At 30.3% G+C, this 18,493-nt stretch carries 21 protein-coding genes; 16 read left to right on the top strand and 5 right to left on the bottom strand.

The window, feature by feature from the left end; all coding sequences use genetic code 11:
* From DG508_RS11900 to DG508_RS11865, 8 genes are all read left to right on the top strand, one after another.
* Nucleotides 1-876 carry a nucleoside phosphorylase gene (locus tag DG508_RS11900; RefSeq protein WP_108868349.1) on the top strand — a complete coding sequence of 292 codons (876 nt, stop codon included), beginning with the start codon at nucleotides 1-3 and terminating at the stop codon, nucleotides 874-876.
* A 149-nt stretch (nucleotides 877-1,025) separates the two neighbouring features.
* Nucleotides 1,026-3,116: a DUF5723 family protein gene (locus DG508_RS11895; protein WP_108868348.1), complete on the top strand. Its 2,091-nt coding sequence runs from the start codon at nucleotides 1,026-1,028 to the stop codon at nucleotides 3,114-3,116.
* Nucleotides 3,117-3,364: 248 nt separating this feature from the next.
* A complete protein-coding gene (locus DG508_RS11890) occupies nucleotides 3,365-3,649 on the top strand; it encodes a hypothetical protein (RefSeq protein WP_159090801.1) in 285 nt (94 codons plus the stop codon).
* Between the two features lie 105 nt (nucleotides 3,650-3,754).
* Nucleotides 3,755-4,192, top strand: coding sequence for a hypothetical protein (locus DG508_RS11885; RefSeq protein WP_108868346.1), 438 nt, complete (start codon nucleotides 3,755-3,757; stop codon nucleotides 4,190-4,192).
* 460 nt (nucleotides 4,193-4,652) lie between these two features.
* Nucleotides 4,653-5,327, top strand: coding sequence for a class I SAM-dependent methyltransferase (locus tag DG508_RS11880; protein WP_103867456.1), 675 nt, complete (start codon nucleotides 4,653-4,655; stop codon nucleotides 5,325-5,327).
* Between the two features lie 88 nt (nucleotides 5,328-5,415).
* Nucleotides 5,416-5,937: a hypothetical protein gene (locus DG508_RS11875; protein ID WP_108868345.1), complete on the top strand. Its 522-nt coding sequence runs from the start codon at nucleotides 5,416-5,418 to the stop codon at nucleotides 5,935-5,937.
* Nucleotides 5,938-5,947: 10 nt separating this feature from the next.
* Complete coding sequence (locus tag DG508_RS11870; protein WP_108868344.1) at nucleotides 5,948-6,640, top strand: aspartate/glutamate racemase family protein; 693 nt, start codon at nucleotides 5,948-5,950, stop codon at nucleotides 6,638-6,640.
* 13 nt (nucleotides 6,641-6,653) lie between these two features.
* Nucleotides 6,654-6,989 (top strand): n-acetylglutamate synthase, encoded by a 336-nt coding sequence (locus DG508_RS11865; RefSeq protein WP_108868343.1) that lies wholly within the window; start codon nucleotides 6,654-6,656, stop codon nucleotides 6,987-6,989.
* Nucleotides 6,990-7,105: 116 nt separating this feature from the next.
* Here DG508_RS11865 and hmpA read toward each other — a convergent pair whose 3' ends face one another.
* Entirely contained in the window at nucleotides 7,106-8,314 is a 1,209-nt protein-coding gene (hmpA, locus tag DG508_RS11860) for an NO-inducible flavohemoprotein (protein WP_108868342.1), read from the bottom strand.
* Nucleotides 8,284-8,778 (bottom strand): HPP family protein, encoded by a 495-nt coding sequence (locus tag DG508_RS11855; protein ID WP_108868341.1) that lies wholly within the window; start codon nucleotides 8,776-8,778, stop codon nucleotides 8,284-8,286. The genes hmpA and DG508_RS11855 overlap by 31 nt, the downstream gene beginning before the upstream one ends.
* Nucleotides 8,779-8,930: 152 nt before the next feature.
* Between DG508_RS11855 and DG508_RS11850 the strand changes: the two genes are divergently transcribed.
* The 8 genes from DG508_RS11850 to DG508_RS11815 all read left to right on the top strand — a co-directional run bounded on the left by DG508_RS11850 (nucleotide 8,931) and on the right by DG508_RS11815 (nucleotide 16,751).
* Complete coding sequence (locus DG508_RS11850) at nucleotides 8,931-9,935, top strand: amidohydrolase family protein (RefSeq protein WP_108868340.1); 1,005 nt, start codon at nucleotides 8,931-8,933, stop codon at nucleotides 9,933-9,935.
* Between the two features lie 78 nt (nucleotides 9,936-10,013).
* A complete protein-coding gene (locus tag DG508_RS11845) occupies nucleotides 10,014-10,853 on the top strand; it encodes a helix-turn-helix domain-containing protein (protein ID WP_108868339.1) in 840 nt (279 codons plus the stop codon).
* 90 nt (nucleotides 10,854-10,943) lie between these two features.
* On the top strand, nucleotides 10,944-11,492 hold the full coding sequence (locus DG508_RS11840; RefSeq protein WP_108868338.1) for a YbhB/YbcL family Raf kinase inhibitor-like protein: 549 nt from the start codon (nucleotides 10,944-10,946) through the stop codon (nucleotides 11,490-11,492).
* A gap of 491 nt (nucleotides 11,493-11,983) precedes the next feature.
* Nucleotides 11,984-12,523, top strand: coding sequence for a carboxymuconolactone decarboxylase family protein (locus DG508_RS11835; protein ID WP_108868337.1), 540 nt, complete (start codon nucleotides 11,984-11,986; stop codon nucleotides 12,521-12,523).
* A 236-nt stretch (nucleotides 12,524-12,759) separates the two neighbouring features.
* On the top strand, nucleotides 12,760-13,782 hold the full coding sequence (locus tag DG508_RS11830; protein ID WP_108868336.1) for an SAM-dependent methyltransferase: 1,023 nt from the start codon (nucleotides 12,760-12,762) through the stop codon (nucleotides 13,780-13,782).
* A gap of 352 nt (nucleotides 13,783-14,134) precedes the next feature.
* The gene (locus tag DG508_RS11825; protein ID WP_199912783.1) at nucleotides 14,135-14,635 is read left to right on the top strand and encodes a GNAT family N-acetyltransferase; all 501 of its coding nucleotides are present in this window, start codon (nucleotides 14,135-14,137) and stop codon (nucleotides 14,633-14,635) included.
* 440 nt (nucleotides 14,636-15,075) lie between these two features.
* On the top strand, nucleotides 15,076-15,828 hold the full coding sequence (locus DG508_RS11820; protein ID WP_108868335.1) for a carbon-nitrogen hydrolase family protein: 753 nt from the start codon (nucleotides 15,076-15,078) through the stop codon (nucleotides 15,826-15,828).
* A 266-nt stretch (nucleotides 15,829-16,094) separates the two neighbouring features.
* Nucleotides 16,095-16,751, top strand: a complete 657-nt coding sequence (locus tag DG508_RS11815; RefSeq protein WP_108868334.1) for a hypothetical protein — start codon at nucleotides 16,095-16,097, stop codon at nucleotides 16,749-16,751.
* 163 nt (nucleotides 16,752-16,914) lie between these two features.
* Here DG508_RS11815 and DG508_RS11810 read toward each other — a convergent pair whose 3' ends face one another.
* The 3 genes from DG508_RS11810 to DG508_RS11800 all read right to left on the bottom strand — a co-directional run bounded on the left by DG508_RS11810 (nucleotide 16,915) and on the right by DG508_RS11800 (nucleotide 18,482).
* Nucleotides 16,915-17,211, bottom strand: coding sequence for a YciI family protein (locus tag DG508_RS11810; protein WP_108868333.1), 297 nt, complete (start codon nucleotides 17,209-17,211; stop codon nucleotides 16,915-16,917).
* A 16-nt stretch (nucleotides 17,212-17,227) separates the two neighbouring features.
* A complete protein-coding gene (locus tag DG508_RS11805) occupies nucleotides 17,228-17,554 on the bottom strand; it encodes a winged helix-turn-helix transcriptional regulator (RefSeq protein ID WP_108868332.1) in 327 nt (108 codons plus the stop codon).
* Nucleotides 17,555-17,675: 121 nt separating this feature from the next.
* Entirely contained in the window at nucleotides 17,676-18,482 is an 807-nt protein-coding gene (locus tag DG508_RS11800; protein WP_108868331.1) for a VanW family protein, read from the bottom strand.
* Nucleotides 18,483-18,493 lie beyond the last annotated feature (11 nt).

Below are 18,493 nucleotides of genomic sequence, written 5' to 3'. Positions count from 1 at the left end.
ATGGCTATAGCCGAATCTGAATTAATTCTTAACAAAGATGGTAGTATTTATCACCTTAACCTTAAACCAGAACACCTTGCACAAACGGTAATAACGGTTGGTGACCCAGATAGAGTGGGTCAAGTGAGTCAATATTTTGATACTATAGAATATAAAATTCGTAAAAGAGAATTTCATACCCAGACAGGAACTTATAAAGGACGTAGAATTACTGTTATCTCAACAGGCATAGGAACCGATAATATAGATATTGTATTTAATGAATTAGATGCACTTGTGAATATCGATTTCAAAAGTAGAACCATAAAAGATACTCATACGTCTTTACATATTATACGCATAGGAACATCGGGTTCTATACAATCAAACATTCCTATCGATAGTTTTGTCGTTTCAGAAATTGCAGTAGGTTTTGATAGTCTATTACATTTTTATAATAGTCATAAAGTACAATTACCAGAAATAACACAGGCATTAACAAAACATATTGAATGGGATCAACACAAATCTACTCCCTATACTGTCTCTTATGATCAAGAATTAGGAGAGCACATGTGCAATGACAAATCTATACAAAAAGGTTTTACTATTACAAATGTTGGATTCTATGGCCCTCAAGGAAGAATCTTAAGGCTTCCATTACAAGATGACTCTTTGAATAAAAAACTAGCTTCTTTTGAATATAAAGGTAAAAAAATTACTAATCTAGAAATGGAAACTGCTGGTATCTACGGAATGGCTAAATTATTAGGGCATAAAGCTGTCTCTATGAATGCTATTTTGGCCAATCGTGCTACAGGAGAATTTAGTGCTGATCCTAAAAAAACAATAGAAAAGTTAATTACATATACACTAAATAAAATCGTGAATTTTTAACTATAACAGCCATTAATTGTTGTTGAATACATTTTTCTCATAAATACAATCAAGTACAATTATAATTCACCTTAAAATTTTCAGGCTAAAAAAATACTAATATCTTTGCGCTTCAAATAATTAAAAACCCAAAATCTTAAAACTAAAAAATGAAGCGATTTCTACCAGCGGTAATGCTCCTTCTATACGGGGTGTCCGCAAAATCTCAATCTTACATAGGTTTTTTAACAGATAACTACAGTGGTGTTCATAGTGTGATCAGTAACCCTGCAAACATTGTGGATTCCAGGTTTAAAACAGATATAAATCTAGTTGGAGTAAGTAGTTTTATAGGCAATGATTATTATGGACTAAACTATCGTGATCTTTTTGATGATAATTATGAAATTGAAACAGATGCCAAGACTTTTTCTAAAACAAAAAATAATGCACTGGGAAATACAGATGTTCTAGGGCTTTCTTTTATGTTTAACATTAATGAGAAAAATGCTATTGCTCTGTATACAAGAGCTAGAGCCTTTTATAGTATCAATGAAATTAACGGTCAAACTTTTGGTAATATCGTTAATGATTTTGATGATAATCAAGATTTTATCGTTGATGAAGGAGATCTATTTGCTAGTGCACATACATGGGCAGAAGTTGGTCTATCTTATGCAAGAGTTATAATGAATAAAGAACAACACTTCTTAAAAGGAGGGGTTACTCTTAAATATTTACAAGGATTAGGTAATGCATATGCTGTTGGTAAAAATGTAAATGTAGACTATGATGCAGACGGAACATTATTGCCTGGTGGCCGAAGAATTGGTAGTGTACAAACTACAGGTGAATTGGCATATGGATATAGTGAAAATCTAGAAAACGACCTAGAAGAAATTGAAGTTGTAAGTGGAGCTGTAGGAATTGGTGCAGATTTAGGTTTTGTATATGAATGGAGACCAAATTATAATGACTATACTGCTACAGATAGCAAAGGAAACACTTATATGCACAAAGATGTCAATAAGTATAAATTAAAATTTGGTTTATCTCTTACAGATCTAGGAGCAATTTCTTATGACAAAGGTGTCGAAGAAAGATATGATATTACCAATAGATTTGATCAAAATACTTTTGAAGATATTGATATAGATGAATTAGAGAATTTTTATAGAGCACTTGATCCAGGGAATGCTAATAAAGCAGTATTACCAACAGCACTACATGTAAATGCTGACTGGAACATAAATCATAAGTTTTATGTAAACCTGAACAGTGATTTTTCTCTTACATCCAAAGATAAAGTAAACAGAAGTAGAGTTGCAAATACAATAACTCTAACACCAAGATTTGAAACCAAGTGGTTTAGTTTCTACTCTCCTGTAAGTGTTGTACAGCACAGTGGTTTTATGTGGGGAGCAGGACTTAGAGCAGGACCTCTTTATATAGGTTCTGGATCTGTATTATCTGCTCTTATTAGTGATGAGACCAAAGCTCTTGATGTATATGCAGGTCTTAAAGTTCCTATTTATCAATCTAGATTAAAAGATACAGATGGAGATGGAATACTAGACAAAGTAGATGACTGTCCTGAGGTAAAAGGACCTGAAGAAAATTTTGGATGCCCATGGCCTGATACTGATGGTGATACTGTACTAGATAAAGATGATCAATGTCCTGAAGTAGCGGGAGAAGTAGAAAATAAAGGATGCCCATGGCCTGATACTGATGGTGATGGTTTATTGGACAAAGATGATAATTGTCCTCAAGAAGCAGGTCCTCAAGAAAACCAAGGATGCCCATGGCCTGATAAAGATGGTGATTCTGTATTAGACAAAGATGATAATTGTCCTGATGTAGCAGGAACAGTAGCCAATAATGGTTGTCCTGAAGTTACAGAAGAGATCCAAAAAACACTTAATGATTATGCCAAAACTATTTTATTTGATTCTGGTAAATCTACCATTAAAGAAGAATCAGATCAAGTACTTCGTGACATCGTAAAAATTCTTAATGAATATCCTACAGCTAAATTTACTGTTGAAGGTCATACAGATAGTGCAGGAAGTGGTAAACTAAATCAGCGATTATCTGACTCTAGAGCAAATGCCGTAAAAAATTATTTAGTAGAAAATGGAGTTGATCAATTTAGATTATCTGCAATGGGGTATGGAGAAGATAGACCAATCACTACAAATAAAACTAGAGCAGGAAGAGCTCAAAACAGACGAGTAGAAATTAATCTTATCAAAGAATAATTATTCTAACCAGTTTTTAATAAAAAAAGCCCTCTGAGTATGAATACTCAGAGGGCTTTTTCTTTACCTATATATACATTATATTTATTATATGATATTTTTTACAAACTATTGTAATAATTAAAATAGAATCTAAATCAAAAAACATATAGTTACTATACCAATCATTTTAATCTCTTTTATATATCTGACCGCTCAAGAAATGAAAGCGTATGAAAACAAGTTTGAAATAGTAAATTACGAAAATAATGACTGTTAAAATACTTTATAGAAACATCCTATTATCAGTGTGTTTTTTGATCATAATAATTTCCTGTACTTCAATAGAAAACACCAAATGGAAATTTAGAAATGGATTTTATATTGGAGATCTAATTATATTTAAATCATCGCATATTATTAAGAATGATACTATCTTTTCTAATGAAACCCCTAAAGCAATTCTTATAGAAATCGAACAACGAATAACCGATAAACTTCTAATCATAAAAGACTTAAATGGAAATGCCCTAGGGTATTATTGTAGTAAATAAAAGCTATATCTAACTGAAAGATCAGTGTAATCTAATTACTTACTATTCCAACACAAACTATTTTAATACATTTAATCAATCAAAACAATTATTTTTATCAGGCCAATGAAGAAATATTTAATACCCCTTTTTGCCATAGTATTCTTATCAAATTGTGCAAGTCAGAAACAAATAGATAAAAACGAGATAAAAACTATTTTTGACTCCAATCTCTATGTCATGATATCAGTTGGAGATAGTAATAATAATTATCATCCCAAGTTACACATGTTTAAAGACGATAGTGAAACTCCATTTTTTCCAGTTTTTACGAGTAGAGATAAAATACTAGAAACTGAAATAGTTATGCCAGATAGTTTTGCTTGTAATGGAATAATTTTAGCCCTCACATCGCATGATGAAGTAAATTACAAAATAAACTATTCTTTGGACGACGAAATAGTTATTACAGGAAAGCAATTGAAAAAAATTCTACATAATGAAATTGAGGAGTTCAAAAAAAACAACTCTGAAATATTAAAAAGTGTTATTCTAAATAATTAGAAATAAGCTTCAAAAACAATCTATCCTATAGCTCTCTATAAAAGCTTTCTTTGTTTTTTCTCATTACCTTTCATAATAAAGATTTTGCAGTCTCTATATTAATTAGCTACCTTCGATAAATATAATACCTGCGTATACATAGATATATACAAAAGCTATAATTAATTTAGGGTACACTTATCCATAGTTAATAAGTTGTACTCCTAATTTGATTTAGTATTAATTCAATACATATCGATTGCTTATACCAGTTCTGATTTAAATTTACTCATAAGAAAAATGATGGATTTTTGACTTAGATAAAAAAGAAAATTCAATCATAACAGGGCTACGGTCGTGTTTTATTTTGAAATATTAGACAAAAAGACGCAGTTTTATTGAGTAAATTTAAGTTGGAAATGGTATTACTACCTACTCTATCTTTTAATGAGAGAGGTTACATATAAAAAAACAAAAAATTATGGCAGAAAAATTTAATTCTGATACTAAACTAGCTCCAGAAGAACTCGCAAAACATTTAAGACAACCTGATGGAGAAACAGGAAAACAGATAGGTCTATTGATGAACAAAAGCAATAAACATATTTGTCTCAATTCATACAAAGTACTCACTCCTCAAAAAGAGGATCATATTTTAGAAATAGGAATGGGCAACGGCTTTTTTGTGAAGGACCTACTTAATATGGCCGATAATCTAACCTATACAGGAGTTGATTTTTCTGCAACTATGGTTCAAGAAGCATCTTTATTCAATAAAAAGTTAATTGATAATAAAAGTGCTTTTTTTAAGGAAGCATCAATTGAAAACCTCCCATTTGATGATCATAGTTTTGATAGTATTACAACAACAAATACACTCTATTTTTGGCCACAACCTATAAATAACGCAAAAGAGCTTTTAAGAGTTTTAAAACCAAACGGAAAACTATTGGTTGCCTACAGGTCTAAAAGTTGTATGGATCAATTAGAACTAGCAAAACATGGATTTCAGAAATATGAAAGTCATGATGTTGAAGGTTTATTAAGTAATGCTGGATTCAAAAATATTTCAACGCAAATCATCAAAGAACCAGAATTGGAGTTTGATGGCAAAGTTTTTCAAATAGAAGGTATATTTACTACTGGAATCAAATAGTATAAAAAACATACCATTTTTATAGTAACATCTCTGTAAAAAATCTCCTTTTTTGATGCTGTTACTTTTACCTTGATTACCTATAATTATGAATAAACTTATTCCTCTAGAAGATAGAATAGCTGGATTAATAAAATTTGGAGCCCCAAAACTATTTATCGAAAACATAGGAAAGATACCAGAACTAGAGTTTCGTGTAGAAGATGTAGAAGGAGCTTATTATTATCTACCAACAATTTCAAACTACGAGGTTTTAAAAGGTTTTAACGTAATCCCCATCTATGATGAAGGAGAATCATTTTATGTATTAGTTTACAATTCTAAAACAACCAAAATAATTCATTTTGAATTAGAGAATGATGAAATATATCATAATTATGATCAAAACTGGAGTCTACTTTTAATGGACATTATGATTCAATATTATGAAGATGTTATTGATGATGGAATTGAGATTATTAATTTTATAAATGTTGCAAAAAAGATCGACTTTCATAAAGCAGAAAAATTATTCAACCTTTTGGATATACCTATAGAAGAGTACAATATCAAATACAATGAAAAAGAAAAATGGAGAGTTGAAATAGCTAAAGAATTAGAAATACTATAAAAACTATTTTATGAAAAAAATTGGTTTAATTGGTGGAATGTCTTGGGAATCTTCACTGGTTTATTATCAAATTATAAATGAAAAAATTCGAAAAACATTAGGAGGCTTTCACTCGTCAAAATGTATCATGGAATCTGTTGATTTTGCAGAAATAGAAAAGCTTCAGCATAAAAACAAATGGGATGAATTGAACAACAAAATGGTAGAATCTGCCTTGAATCTAGAAAATGCAAAAGCAGAACTCGTTATTTTATGTACCAATACAATGCATTTATGTAGCGATGCAATCAAAGAAAATATCAAAATCCCTTTTTTACATATTGCTGAAGCAACTGGCTACAAAATAAAAAAAAGTGCGATTCAAAAAGTGTTACTACTAGGTACCAAATTCACAATGGAAAAAGATTTTTTCAAAGAAATTTTGTTACAAAAATTTGACATTGAAGTAATTGTTCCTAATCAAGACGAGAGAGAAATCATTCATCAAATAATTTATGATGAGCTCGTACATGGAGAAATAAAGACTACATCCAAAGAAAAATATAAAACTATTATAGATACCTATGCAAATCAAGGTGCCCAAGGAGTAATTTTGGGTTGTACAGAAATCCCTTTACTAATAAAAAGTACTGATGTAAGTATTCCAATTTTTGATACTACGAGAATTCATGCTGAGGCTGCTGTAGAGCTTGCTTTAAGTTAAAAATACCATCCCAATGAATTATAATAACAAACGATTCAGGCCAATTGATCTTACAGAAAATGCAGAAGTATCCTCAGATACAGTGTTTGAGTATAAACAAATAGGTAATATTCTTACTTCAGAATATCAAAGCGACCAAATTATCACAGGACACTTAATAGGAATTGTAAGCAAAGATGGTACTATAGAAATGCGCTACCACCAAGTTAATAAAAAAGGAGAATTAATGACTGGAATCTGTTTTTCAAAACCTGAATTGACCTCAACAGGAAAAATAAGGCTTCATGAAAATTGGCAATGGACCTCGGGCGATAAATCAAGCGGAAAATCTATTTTGGAAGAACTGTAACCAGATTTAGGTAAGATATAAGCCTATTTTTATTAAATCTCTGATAGCAATACACTATAAAAAATAATTATTGTCCTTCTAATTTTTTTAATCAGAAGGACAATAAACATCAATAATTAATCTGCTAAAATAAGCTCTTCTGCTGGTCCAAAAAACTCATAATGTATGTTTTCTTGAGGTACATTTATACCCTGTAACATTTTTAAAACATTTGACATAAAAGGAGTTGGCCCACAAAAATAAAATTCACTTTCATTAGAAACACGTAAATCCTCTAGTATTTCTGTTGTCAAAAACCCTTTATAATCATAATTTTCTCCTATAAGATCAGTTTGCAAAGGTGAACTATAAACAACTATTGATCTTGAGTTTTCTTTGATTAATCCATTAATTTCATCAGAAAAAGCATGAATTTTACTATTCAAAGCACATTGAATAAAAATAACCTCTTGATTTTTTTTATTATGTACTACTTCACTAAACATACTTATCAGAGGGGTTATCCCTACTCCCCCACCTATAAATACAATAGGGTTTTCTTTTTCTTTCAAAACAAATTCTCCTGATGGCATTCCTATCATTAAAACATCTCCAACATTTATATTTGAATGCAAATAATTAGAAACAATCCCATCTAAATCTCCTTCTTCTTTTTTAACACTAATTCTTAAATAATCTTTATCATTAGCGTTTGACAAACTATAATTTCTAGTATGCTTATGATCTGTATTAGGTATCTCTATTGTCAAAGCAATATATTGACCTGCTATAAATTTAGGAACTGGAGTCCCATCTTTTCTTTTCAAGTAAAACGAGGTAATCACATTACTTTCTTCTATTTTATCGACTACAATAAATTCTTTTGTTCCTCTGTAACCTCCAGTAGTATTTTCTCCATTAGAATAAATTTCTTCTTCTCTTTTTACAAAAATCGCAGCTAGATCACCATAAGCTTCCTCCCAGGCATTCATAATTTCTGAAGTCGCGGCATCACCTAATACCTCTTTTATAGCTGCCAGAAGATTTTCTCCCACAATTGGGTATGCTTCTTTTGGAATAGATAAACTAGCATGTTTCTGAGCAATAGTCTCTACTGCATCTCCTAACATTTCTAATTTATCAATATGAACTGCATATTGAAAAACAGCATTAGCCAATGCTCGTTGTTGTGTGCCTTTCTTTTGATTTATCATATTAAAAACATCTTTTAATTCTGGATGTTTTTTAAATAGTAACTTATAAAACACTTTTGTAATTGCTTCTCCATGTTCTTCTAGAACTGGTGCTGTAGATTTTACGATTTCAATTGTTTCTTTACTTGCCATAATAATTTTTTTTTAAATTTTTCTTTTATTATTGAAAATGAATAGATAATCAACAAACCTGTCATTGTAGGGTATACAACATATAAATATCCCAAATCTTGTATTTGTGCATTAGAAATCAATGGAATAACCGCAATTGCTCCTGCAGGAGGATAACTAATATTAAGAAGATTCATGATTAAAATGCAAGAGCTTATTGTTATTGTTATTTTAAAAATTAATGCAATATCAATTTGATTCCAGAATACACCTATGATAGCAGCTATGATAGAAGATGAACAAATTTTAATAAATGAATGTTTAATCGTATCATTAGAAAAAGTTAAAACCGCCGAAGCTCCAAAAGCAGCTATAATCAACGTATGATCATCACCACTAATTAAAATCTTATGACACAGATAAATGCTCAAAAAACAAGCTATTGAAATAAAGTAATTAATCAGGTTTATATATATCAATTTCATTTTAACAACCTTTGATAAATAGCAAAATTACATGAATACAAAATCTGAAGTTTATGACTCAAATCATGTAATTTTAAAAAAGTATAATACTTAAGTGCTCTAAGCCCTAAAATCTACATGGCCGCAGGTGGAATGAGTACAAAAAAGGATTTATCGCTAAAATCAGAACCTGGTTTGGTGATAGTCCTGGATATAATACCGCATCTCAAGGTCGTAAAGCTGTTAAGGAGTTTAAGGCACAAGGATATGATGCTATTAAAGCATATAATCTAAACCGAGAAGTTTATTTTGCAGTTGCAGATGAGTCAAAAAAGCAAAACATACCCATGATTGGTCATTTAGCTTCTGAGCTTAGTTTGGAAGATTTGTACCACTCTGGTCAATCTCAACTTGCTCATGTAGAAGAAATCACCAAAGCTACCATACGAGATTTTGGAGGACTTGGGTATGACAATACAGAAGAATATATAACATATCTTAGAAAAAATGCCAATGGTATCGCTATTAAACTCAAAGAGAATAATATCACAATATCTTCTACCATCTGGCTAATGGAAAGTCTACCTAAGCAAAAATTCGATCTACATAATTTCCTTAAAAGTATTGAGCTACCCTATCAAAACCCAGGAATATTAGAAAGGTCTAAAATAGCAAAAGGATGGTTACCTGGTAACAACAATTATGAGAATTCAGATATTAAAAATGACCCTGATAAAATCAAAAAATCACAGTTATTTTGGAAAACTTATGTACAAGCAATTCATATAATGACCAAAGCTTTAGCAGATAACCAGGTTACAATTATTGCAGGCACTGATTCTAATACAGCAGGAGTGGTCGCTGGTTTTTCTCTACACGATGAGCTAGAATCGCTAAGCAAATCTGGGTTGAGTACAACTCAAGTACTACAGGCAGCTACACTAGCTCCTGCAAAATGGATGCAAAGTGATGCAGGTAAAATTGAAGTTGGATATAGAGCTGATTTGGTTCTCTTAGAAAAAAACCCGATAGAAGATATCAGAAATACAAAATCTATTCATACGATAATTACCAATGGAAGACTTTTGGGCAGAAAAGAACTTGATAAAATTTTACAATCAATAAAAGAGGTAAATAATAAAAGTAGAAAAAAGAGTATTGATAAATTTGTAAACTAATACATTTATTACAACTATCTTTATCAAAAAACAACCTCATTTTTATACGGTTTATTCAAATCTATATCCTATTATCGAATGAACACAATTATATTACCTGATGAATTAAATCTAGATAGCTCTACATCTGTTAATGTGTATGATTACAAAAGCTCAAAAGAGATTTCTAAACAACAAATTACCCTCAATAAAAACACATTTAGTTTCTTAAGAGAAGGTACAAAAGAAATTGTTTTTGACACCTCATCGCTCTCTATCAATCACACAGAATTTTTGCTCATGAAATCAGGTCATTGCTTAATGACCGAAAAGCTCTGTGGTATCAAGAAACACTATAAAAGTGTATTACTTTTCTTCTCTAACGATGCTGTCTATAAACTGATCAGAAAACTTGATTTAAATACTAACAAATCAAACGATAACAAATCTATTTTTGCTTTTGAATTTGACCAGTTCATTGAACGATTTGTAGATAGCCTCTATGATATCTCTAAACTATCGCGTACTACTCAAAAAAAAATATTAGAAGTGAAACTTGAAGAAATACTGCTTTATCTGATAGAAACAAAAGGCATTGATTTTCTTTTTTCGTTGGTTGCTAATAATGATGATACAACTCAAAAATTCATTAGAACGATAGAAAATAATCAATTAAACAAATTAACACTAAAAGAACTTGCTTTTTTATGTGACATGAGTATATCTTCATTCAAAAGAACATTTGAAAAACATTACAAAGAATCTCCTATCAAATGGTTTCAAGATAAAAGACTAGAGTACGCATTCTATTTATTAAGAGAAGAAAAAAAACGCTCCTCAGATATCTATCTAGATATTGGTTATGAGAACCTGTCAAGCTTTGTACAAGCCTATAAATCTAAGTATGGAGTTACCCCAAAACAACACCAAAAAGATTGACCTTTTTACTATATTTTTTGAACTATCTTCTATTCTAAATTTAGAGAACTACTTATTAATTTTGCAGTAACATTTAAAACTTCAAAGATTATGAAAAAAATAAATATGATTTTAAGAATACTAATTCTTATTTCAACCAGTGCATTTGCACAAAATACATTTACACTTACCAGTAAAGATTTAGGAGGGCAAGCCATAAAATCACAAGAATTCAACGGTTTTGGTTGTACTGGAAAAAATGAATCACCACAATTATCATGGACAAACGCTCCTGAAGGAACCAAAAGTTTTGCCATCACTATGTATGATCCTGATGCACCAACAGGAAGTGGATGGTGGCACTGGCTTGTATTTGATATTCCTTCAAACATCAATCAATTGGTGTCAAATGCAGGTAATATAGATGTAAAATTAGCCCCAAAAGGAGCGATCCAAAGCAGTACTGATTATGGAAAAAAAGGATATGGGGGTCCCTGTCCGCCAGAAGGTCATGGGCTACACCAATATATCATCACAGTATACGCCCTAAAAACTGATAAACTCGGACTTGATCAAGATACAAACCCTGCTGTAGTTGGGTATTATCTACATAATAATACAATAGAAAAAGCTAGTATTATAGCATATTACCAAAGATAGGTTGGTGTACCCACTATGTGAGCTCTTAATACGCTCATCCAATTTATTTATCTAGTCTTAAGCAATCTATAAAAATTGTTTAAGACTAGACAACAAAACCTAATCAATAAAATATACCAATTATATTTTATCTGTAAAAAATGCAGTAAAACAATTGTTTCTATAATAGTTACAAATCATAGTAGGTTTTCTATGGTACAAAATGAATTAAAAGAAATGTTAAAATATTTTTTATTTCTATGCAGTTGCTTAGTTTTGATGATGAATAAAAAAATACTTATAAAATATCATTCAGAATAAGAAACATAATAACAAAAGATTATACAATAGTGATGGAATATCCAATGCATAAATACCAATATAAAACTTGCACTATGTATATCACACAGCTTATTAATCATTCTATTAAAATTTGAAAGTATTACTGTTTTTTTATCCAAAAACTAAGCGATTGTTTAGTTTCAAATAACGAATAAAACAAAATTAAAATTATGAGTACATTAAAAATTCACACCGTTGAATCTGCTCCACAGGAGAGTAAAACTATTTTAGAAAATTCTATAAAATCTTTTGGAATGCTCCCCAATCTTCATGGGGTTCTTGCGGAAGTGCCTGACTTATTAAAAATTTACAAAACACTCCATCAATCCTTTCAAAATACGTCATTTACTAATGAAGAATTAACCGTAGTTTGGCAAACAATAAATGTAGAACACGAATGCTCTTATTGCATCCCTGCACATACAGGTATTGCACATATGATGAAAGTTGATCCCGCATTAACTGAAGCACTTCGTAACAAAGAAGTTATGCCAAACAAAAAGTTACAAGCTCTTCATGATACCACACTTTCTATAGTAAGAAATAGAGGGCATATTTCTGATTCAGAACTTCAATCTTTTTATGATACTGGTTATGGAGAACACCAAGTCTTAGAAATAATTTTAGGATTGGCTCAAAAAGTAATCAGTAACTATACAAATCACATTGCTAGCACTCCTGTTGATAAATCATTCCAGAAATTTATTTAAAGGTACATATCCTTAATTATAAAAGCACAATCAACTATAGGTTGTGCTTTTTGTCTACTTACGCCAATTATACTTTGAACATTCTGCAAAAGATACTTCTTTATTTTTTATAAAAATGAGTATGTAAAATAGATGTTAATTTTCTATTTTTAGGGATGTATTGTTTTCTTCATTAGTCAAACTAGAATGAATTACACTTGGATTCTCACTAAACATTTTCTATAAAAACTAGTCAAATGAATGATCATAACAGAGAGATTATTGAAATAACATCTATATTTCTAGAAAATAATGATAATACGTCTCTTGCTTTAGCCTCAGCATCAAAAAAATACAAAAAACTACTCTTACAACTTTCAGAATTGGATATTGATAAAGAAGAATGTAATCAACATATACATACAACCAAAGGAAAAGCGCTTGCTACTATCCCTGCCGCTAATTGTATTGATGATTTTATGAGAACAAAGCAATTTATTTTGGGAACATATAATGCAATCAACAGCTTGCTTACACAATCCAACCAAAACATACATATCCTCTATGCTGGGACAGGACCTTTTGCCGCTTTGCTCTTGCCAAGCATGTTACGGTTTTCTAAAGAAAATATCAAGTATACCCTGATGGACATAAACTCAACAAGTTTACATGCATTAAAAAAAATTCTTGCAAAACTAGAATTGGATAAACATACAATAGAATTAATTCACCAAAATGCTACAAAATATCAAATACCTCATTCCAAAAGTTTTGATATTATCATAAGTGAGACCATGCAAGCAGGATTAGCAAGAGAACCACAAGTATCTATCTTTTTGAACTTAATGAGACAATCCAGTCAATCTACATTATTTATCCCCGAAAAAATAGAAATTTTTCTTGGTCATAAAACTACAGGAATTCCTATTGAAGAAATAAAAAAAGAAGATTATAAAAAAGCAGTCAAAATATTTGAAGTCAGCAAAGAAGCACTAAACTCTTATATCAATACAAATACTGAAATAGAAAATAGTAGTTTTGATGAAGTTAGTTCTATCCTAAAAAAATCCTCCATCAAAAACTCTGATTTGTTACTACTACTTACAGAAATTAATATCTTCGGGAATCAAACTCTAAGAACTCAAGAAAGTGGATTAACCCTACCCCTCATTATCGATAATATTTCAGAAAAAAAACAAAATGATATTATTATAAAAAGTAGCTATAAAATAGATAAACAGCCAAGGTTTGAATATCAAATTGTTAGTCAAAAATCATGAGCTATGCTTGTCTTATAATAAAATTAATCTAGTTTTGATAAACTTATATAGAATCTTTATTTTAAGGTTTTTACATTTATTTTTTATCTACATACCAATTATGCCGTTAAATATTCTATAAGAGAAACAAGTTACTTTATTATCAAAACAGCCTAAAAATATAATTTAAAGACATAAATAGGGGTTTGTCTTCTATAGATGAATTAACTACCTTTGGTTACTACCAAAAAAACATTTGTATTTCTTACTAATTATACATTAGAATGAGACATAGAAAGCTACATTGCTTTGGTGTTTTATTCTGCTTCGAATTATTTGAATAGTTACCATATATTTAAAATAAAAACAAAGAATGATACTTAAGAGTAATCACAAAAAGGATTTTGATACCATTTATGAGATAATAAACGATGCCTCGATAGCATACAAAGGAATCATTCCAGCTGATAGATGGAAAGAACCGTATATGTCAAAAGAAGAATTGACAACACAGATAAACGAAGGAGTAGAATTTTGGAATTACACAGAAGAAAATCAAATTTTGGGAGTAATGGGTATTCAGTTTAAAAATGAGGTCGCTCTTATTCGTCATGCATATGTAAGAACCTCTGCTAGACAAAAAGGTATCGGTGGAAAACTATTAAAACATTTAACTGATGCCGCAAAAACACCAATTCTCATAGGAACATGGGCCGATGCTTCTTGGGCTATTAGCTTTTATATAAAACATGGTTTTTACCAAATATCAGGTGTAGAAAAAAATAAATTGTTACAAACCTATTGGTCAATACCAGAAAGACAGATTGAAACTTCTATCGTACTAGCTAATAAAGATTGGGAAGAAAGTAACTAAGTTTTTTATAAAGCAAAAATATAATACACTATCAACAAGCCACACTGTTATAATCGTTTTTTTTTAACTACTTGCATTTAATTTGGAAAACCAATTCTCATTATTTGATCTTATAATATTAGTTGGATAAGTTCAAGGTACCATAACAAGTGTCTTATTACTAATTGCCAAAAAAAATGTAGTTAGTAATAAATTTCTGGCGTTGGTTATTATTTCATTTTGTTTTCTGAGTATCAAAATGTTGTTGTATTCAGATAAAAAAAGATATAATCTGATTACTATAATATGAGTTTTTATTACAAGTAACAAATGACAAAATTATTTATATATTTTATATATTTTCTATATTTTCTATATTAAAATCATAGTATTATAGTAACTTCGAATCGGTAATAGTAAAACGTATATCGTTACATTCTTTAAAAAAAAGACTTCCCTCTATGAAAATTTGTGTAGCCCAAACAATTCCTATTAAAGGAGAAATCACAAAAAACATCCAAAATCATAAAAATCTAATTGATCTAGCTATTCAAAAAGGTGCTGATATCATCATTTTTCCTGAACTTTCATTAACAGGATATGAGCCAGCGCTTGCAAATCAACTTTCTACTACACAAAATGATAAAAAATTAGATGTATTACAAGACATTAGTACTGCAAAAAAAATTATTATTGGAGCTGGGTTACCTACAAAAAGTGAAGCTGGTGTATGCATCAGTATGGTTATCTTTGAACCAAATAAGCCTAGAAAAACATACTCTAAACAGTATTTACATCCAGGAGAAGAAACACATTTTGTGACAGGACAAAACTTATCCCCTATTACATTAAAAAACAAAAAAATAGCTCTTGCTATTTGTTATGAAACTTCTGTAGATGCACATTCTGAAAAAGCTTTTGAAGATGGTGCTTCTATTTATATCGCTAGTGTGCTTAATTCTGTAAGTGGAGTTGATAAAGATTTAAATAGAATTGGTGCTATTGCAAAAAAGTACAAAATGAGTGCTTTAATGGCTAATTTTGTCGGTAAATCAGGGGAATATGATTGTGCAGGAAAAAGTTCTGTATGGAATAATAATGGTGAAATAATAAAACAATTAGACACTGTGAATCAAGGACTTCTAATTCTTGATACAGATACACAGCTAGTATATAAAACACAATTAGAAACTTCTTCTAATCATTCAATATAATATACTACCTATATCAAATAAATGATACATTATTACCTAAAAATCATCAAATTAAAGGCTACTAAACAACTTATAATTTGATACTACTTCTTACTTAATTTTTGATCGTATCAAAGATAGAAACCATACATACTATGGTTATACCTCATAATAATTACGATAAAATGGATAAAAATACTCCTAAAAACAGGTATTTATACTCTTATTGACGTCAAATATTCTTTGTACTATTAGCATACTTCTTACAAATCAAAAATCATATTATAATGGGTATTACAACAAATTACACAAAATTAACTGTCACCAACCAAACCGATGCCGCTGTAGAGGTATTTGTAACTTTTGCAGCAAAAAACAGTACCAACCAGTGCTGCCCTATTCCAGTAAGTGTTGATGATTTTAGTTTTCTTGAAAAAGTAAATTCCTTGAGGGGAAAGTTTATTTTAGAGAAAAAAAAATCACAAGAGTTTGACCCCAAAGGTCAATGTTTTAGTGGAAACATTGGTTTTTATATCGAACCGCAATGCCCTGTACCCAATGCTAGTTTTCATATGGGAAAAACAGGAACCAATATTGCTGAATTTACATTAAACCCACAAGAACCTTGTTTTGAAGCCTTTGACATCAGTTGTGTAAATGGTGTTAATTGTTACATGATGATGAAAGTTGATAAAGATTTGGGGTGGAACTATGGTCCTGCCAAAACTCCTATTGATACCATCTATAACCGAGGATTGCAAGAGAACAAAGGTAATCCTGGGGTATATCCTGTAAATTGCACAGATTGCATTCAATTAATAGGTAATCCACCTTGTCCAAGTTTACCTACGGGGCCTGCGCAAACAGAACGAATTTGTAATGTACAACGCTCAGAAAGAGGAGGAAGTGTAGAAGTCCTCTTAGTTACTCCTCAAGACATGTAAACTAATATTTATGTGTTTTACTTGATGGTAAAAACTACTGATTACAAAAACAGTATCCAAAATTCTATTTATACAAAATTTTGGATACTGCCTAGTGGTTTACTCCTACTTTGAATAAGTTATAGCTGGGTAACCTCTATTTCAAATAAAGATAAAATATGTATTACCCAAGCTGATTAATATAAGAATCTATTTTTTTTGTAGCCATCAAAGGAGTAAATTCTGTCAAGCTATAATGAGCAAACTCATTAAGTATGAGAGGATCATTATCTAGAATAGTTCGCAATTCTTTTTCAGAACAAGAATGTGCAAGCACTATACCACCATCACGTGGTTTTTTTGGGCCGCCAATGATAAAAATATCATTTTCATACTGTTTAGATACATATTCTCTATGTGCTTCTGTAATGGTATTAACTTCTTCAATTGATTTAATAAAATTAAAATTGATAATAAACATAATGTGTACTGTTTCTTTAGTTAAACTTTTTTTTCCAATTCTCAGACCATGCCCTCAGAGGATCAAAGAGATCAAACAACTCATCTCCTATTTTTGTCAAAGCATACCCGTCAACAACTTTTTCTATAATAAATGTTTTTTGAAGTTCTTTTAATCTCGTATTAAGTGTAGTAGGTGAAATCCCGTTACATTTTTTTTCTAATTCATTAAATGATTGAGAGTTTTCTTTTAAACACCAAAGGATATTCATAGACCAATGTCTCCCTAACAAATCAAAAAGTGCCATTATTGGTTTTCCTGATTGAGAACCTCTAACTGGTTTTCCTGGTATTGGAACATTCATAGTAATAAGATTTATTTAGCACTCAAAACTACAATTTTTGTAGTTAACTACAAAAATTGTAGTTTTTATTTTATATATTCTTACTTACCATTTAGATATTATCAATCAAAAAAAGTCTAATTTATTTTTTTGGAAGGAGTGGTTCATACATCATAATAGCATGATTTTCTACTATCATTTCTTCTGTTTCAGATGTTTCTGTAGTACAAATTTTAAATATTTGGTTATGTCTTGAATATCCCCCCCAAAGTTGTTGTTTAATTTGATGGTTCCGTTCTTCTACTTTATATGCTCCATTCATTTTTTCTTTAGACAATAACTCTCCATTAAGATGAGTTTCATCTAACCATAGCTGAATTACAAAACTATTATTAGTTTCATTTTTTATCTGTAAATCAATATAATTATATGATAACGTTGCCCCTGCCCCAAAAGGAACTTTGCGGTTTACATCTGGAAAAACGTCAAAACCATGTCGATATCGTTCTTTAACGGTTAATGGACTATGAGCAAAAACCCAAAAAAGAAGATTTCCTAATTGGCATAATCCCCCTCCTGTATCCTTATCTATTTTACCACTTTTTAAAACCAAACCTTCTAAATACCCTTTTCTTTTTGTGGGTCTGCCTACCAGTTTCCATATAGAAAAATATTCATTAGGTTTTATTTCTACTCCATTTATATGCTTAATTGCTAATTCAAGATTAGTACGTTTATTTTCTTGAAGATACATATCTACATCTTTGAGTGGTCTTAAGATCAAAGATTGGTGCTTAAATACAGAATGTTCAAAATCTATTGTGTTTTGCTGTTTTGAAAACTTTTTTTTACCAAAAACCCAATGTAGCCTGCGTTTTAAAATAAAATATTCTTTTCCTAGCAACTGTCTTAAATGACTTCTGTTTTTGGGTTTTTCTATTTCGTTCAAACTATCTTTTG

The organism is Aquimarina aquimarini, from assembly GCF_900299535.1.
Taxonomy (GTDB): domain Bacteria; phylum Bacteroidota; class Bacteroidia; order Flavobacteriales; family Flavobacteriaceae; genus Aquimarina; species Aquimarina aquimarini.
Note: the sequence above shows the minus strand (reverse complement) of the source record. Positions and strands in the feature narration are given on the sequence as shown.

What these genes read in the sequence shown, in the direction of transcription:
- DG508_RS11900 (WP_108868349.1), top strand. Translation starts at nt 1, where the DNA reads ATGGCTATAGCCGAATCTGAATTAATTCTTAACAAAGATGGTAGTATT.
- DG508_RS11895 (WP_108868348.1), top strand. Translation starts at nt 1,026, where the DNA reads ATGAAGCGATTTCTACCAGCGGTAATGCTCCTTCTATACGGGGTGTCC.
- DG508_RS11890 (WP_159090801.1), top strand. Translation starts at nt 3,365, where the DNA reads ATGACTGTTAAAATACTTTATAGAAACATCCTATTATCAGTGTGTTTT.
- DG508_RS11885 (WP_108868346.1), top strand. Translation starts at nt 3,755, where the DNA reads ATGAAGAAATATTTAATACCCCTTTTTGCCATAGTATTCTTATCAAAT.
- DG508_RS11880 (WP_103867456.1), top strand. Translation starts at nt 4,653, where the DNA reads ATGGCAGAAAAATTTAATTCTGATACTAAACTAGCTCCAGAAGAACTC.
- DG508_RS11875 (WP_108868345.1), top strand. Translation starts at nt 5,416, where the DNA reads ATGAATAAACTTATTCCTCTAGAAGATAGAATAGCTGGATTAATAAAA.
- DG508_RS11870 (WP_108868344.1), top strand. Translation starts at nt 5,948, where the DNA reads ATGAAAAAAATTGGTTTAATTGGTGGAATGTCTTGGGAATCTTCACTG.
- DG508_RS11865 (WP_108868343.1), top strand. Translation starts at nt 6,654, where the DNA reads ATGAATTATAATAACAAACGATTCAGGCCAATTGATCTTACAGAAAAT.
- hmpA (WP_108868342.1), bottom strand. Translation starts at nt 8,314, where the DNA reads ATGGCAAGTAAAGAAACAATTGAAATCGTAAAATCTACAGCACCAGTT.
- DG508_RS11855 (WP_108868341.1), bottom strand. Translation starts at nt 8,778, where the DNA reads ATGAAATTGATATATATAAACCTGATTAATTACTTTATTTCAATAGCT.
- DG508_RS11845 (WP_108868339.1), top strand. Translation starts at nt 10,014, where the DNA reads ATGAACACAATTATATTACCTGATGAATTAAATCTAGATAGCTCTACA.
- DG508_RS11840 (WP_108868338.1), top strand. Translation starts at nt 10,944, where the DNA reads ATGAAAAAAATAAATATGATTTTAAGAATACTAATTCTTATTTCAACC.
- DG508_RS11835 (WP_108868337.1), top strand. Translation starts at nt 11,984, where the DNA reads ATGAGTACATTAAAAATTCACACCGTTGAATCTGCTCCACAGGAGAGT.
- DG508_RS11830 (WP_108868336.1), top strand. Translation starts at nt 12,760, where the DNA reads ATGAATGATCATAACAGAGAGATTATTGAAATAACATCTATATTTCTA.
- DG508_RS11825 (WP_199912783.1), top strand. Translation starts at nt 14,135, where the DNA reads ATGATACTTAAGAGTAATCACAAAAAGGATTTTGATACCATTTATGAG.
- DG508_RS11820 (WP_108868335.1), top strand. Translation starts at nt 15,076, where the DNA reads ATGAAAATTTGTGTAGCCCAAACAATTCCTATTAAAGGAGAAATCACA.
- DG508_RS11815 (WP_108868334.1), top strand. Translation starts at nt 16,095, where the DNA reads ATGGGTATTACAACAAATTACACAAAATTAACTGTCACCAACCAAACC.
- DG508_RS11810 (WP_108868333.1), bottom strand. Translation starts at nt 17,211, where the DNA reads ATGTTTATTATCAATTTTAATTTTATTAAATCAATTGAAGAAGTTAAT.
- DG508_RS11805 (WP_108868332.1), bottom strand. Translation starts at nt 17,554, where the DNA reads ATGAATGTTCCAATACCAGGAAAACCAGTTAGAGGTTCTCAATCAGGA.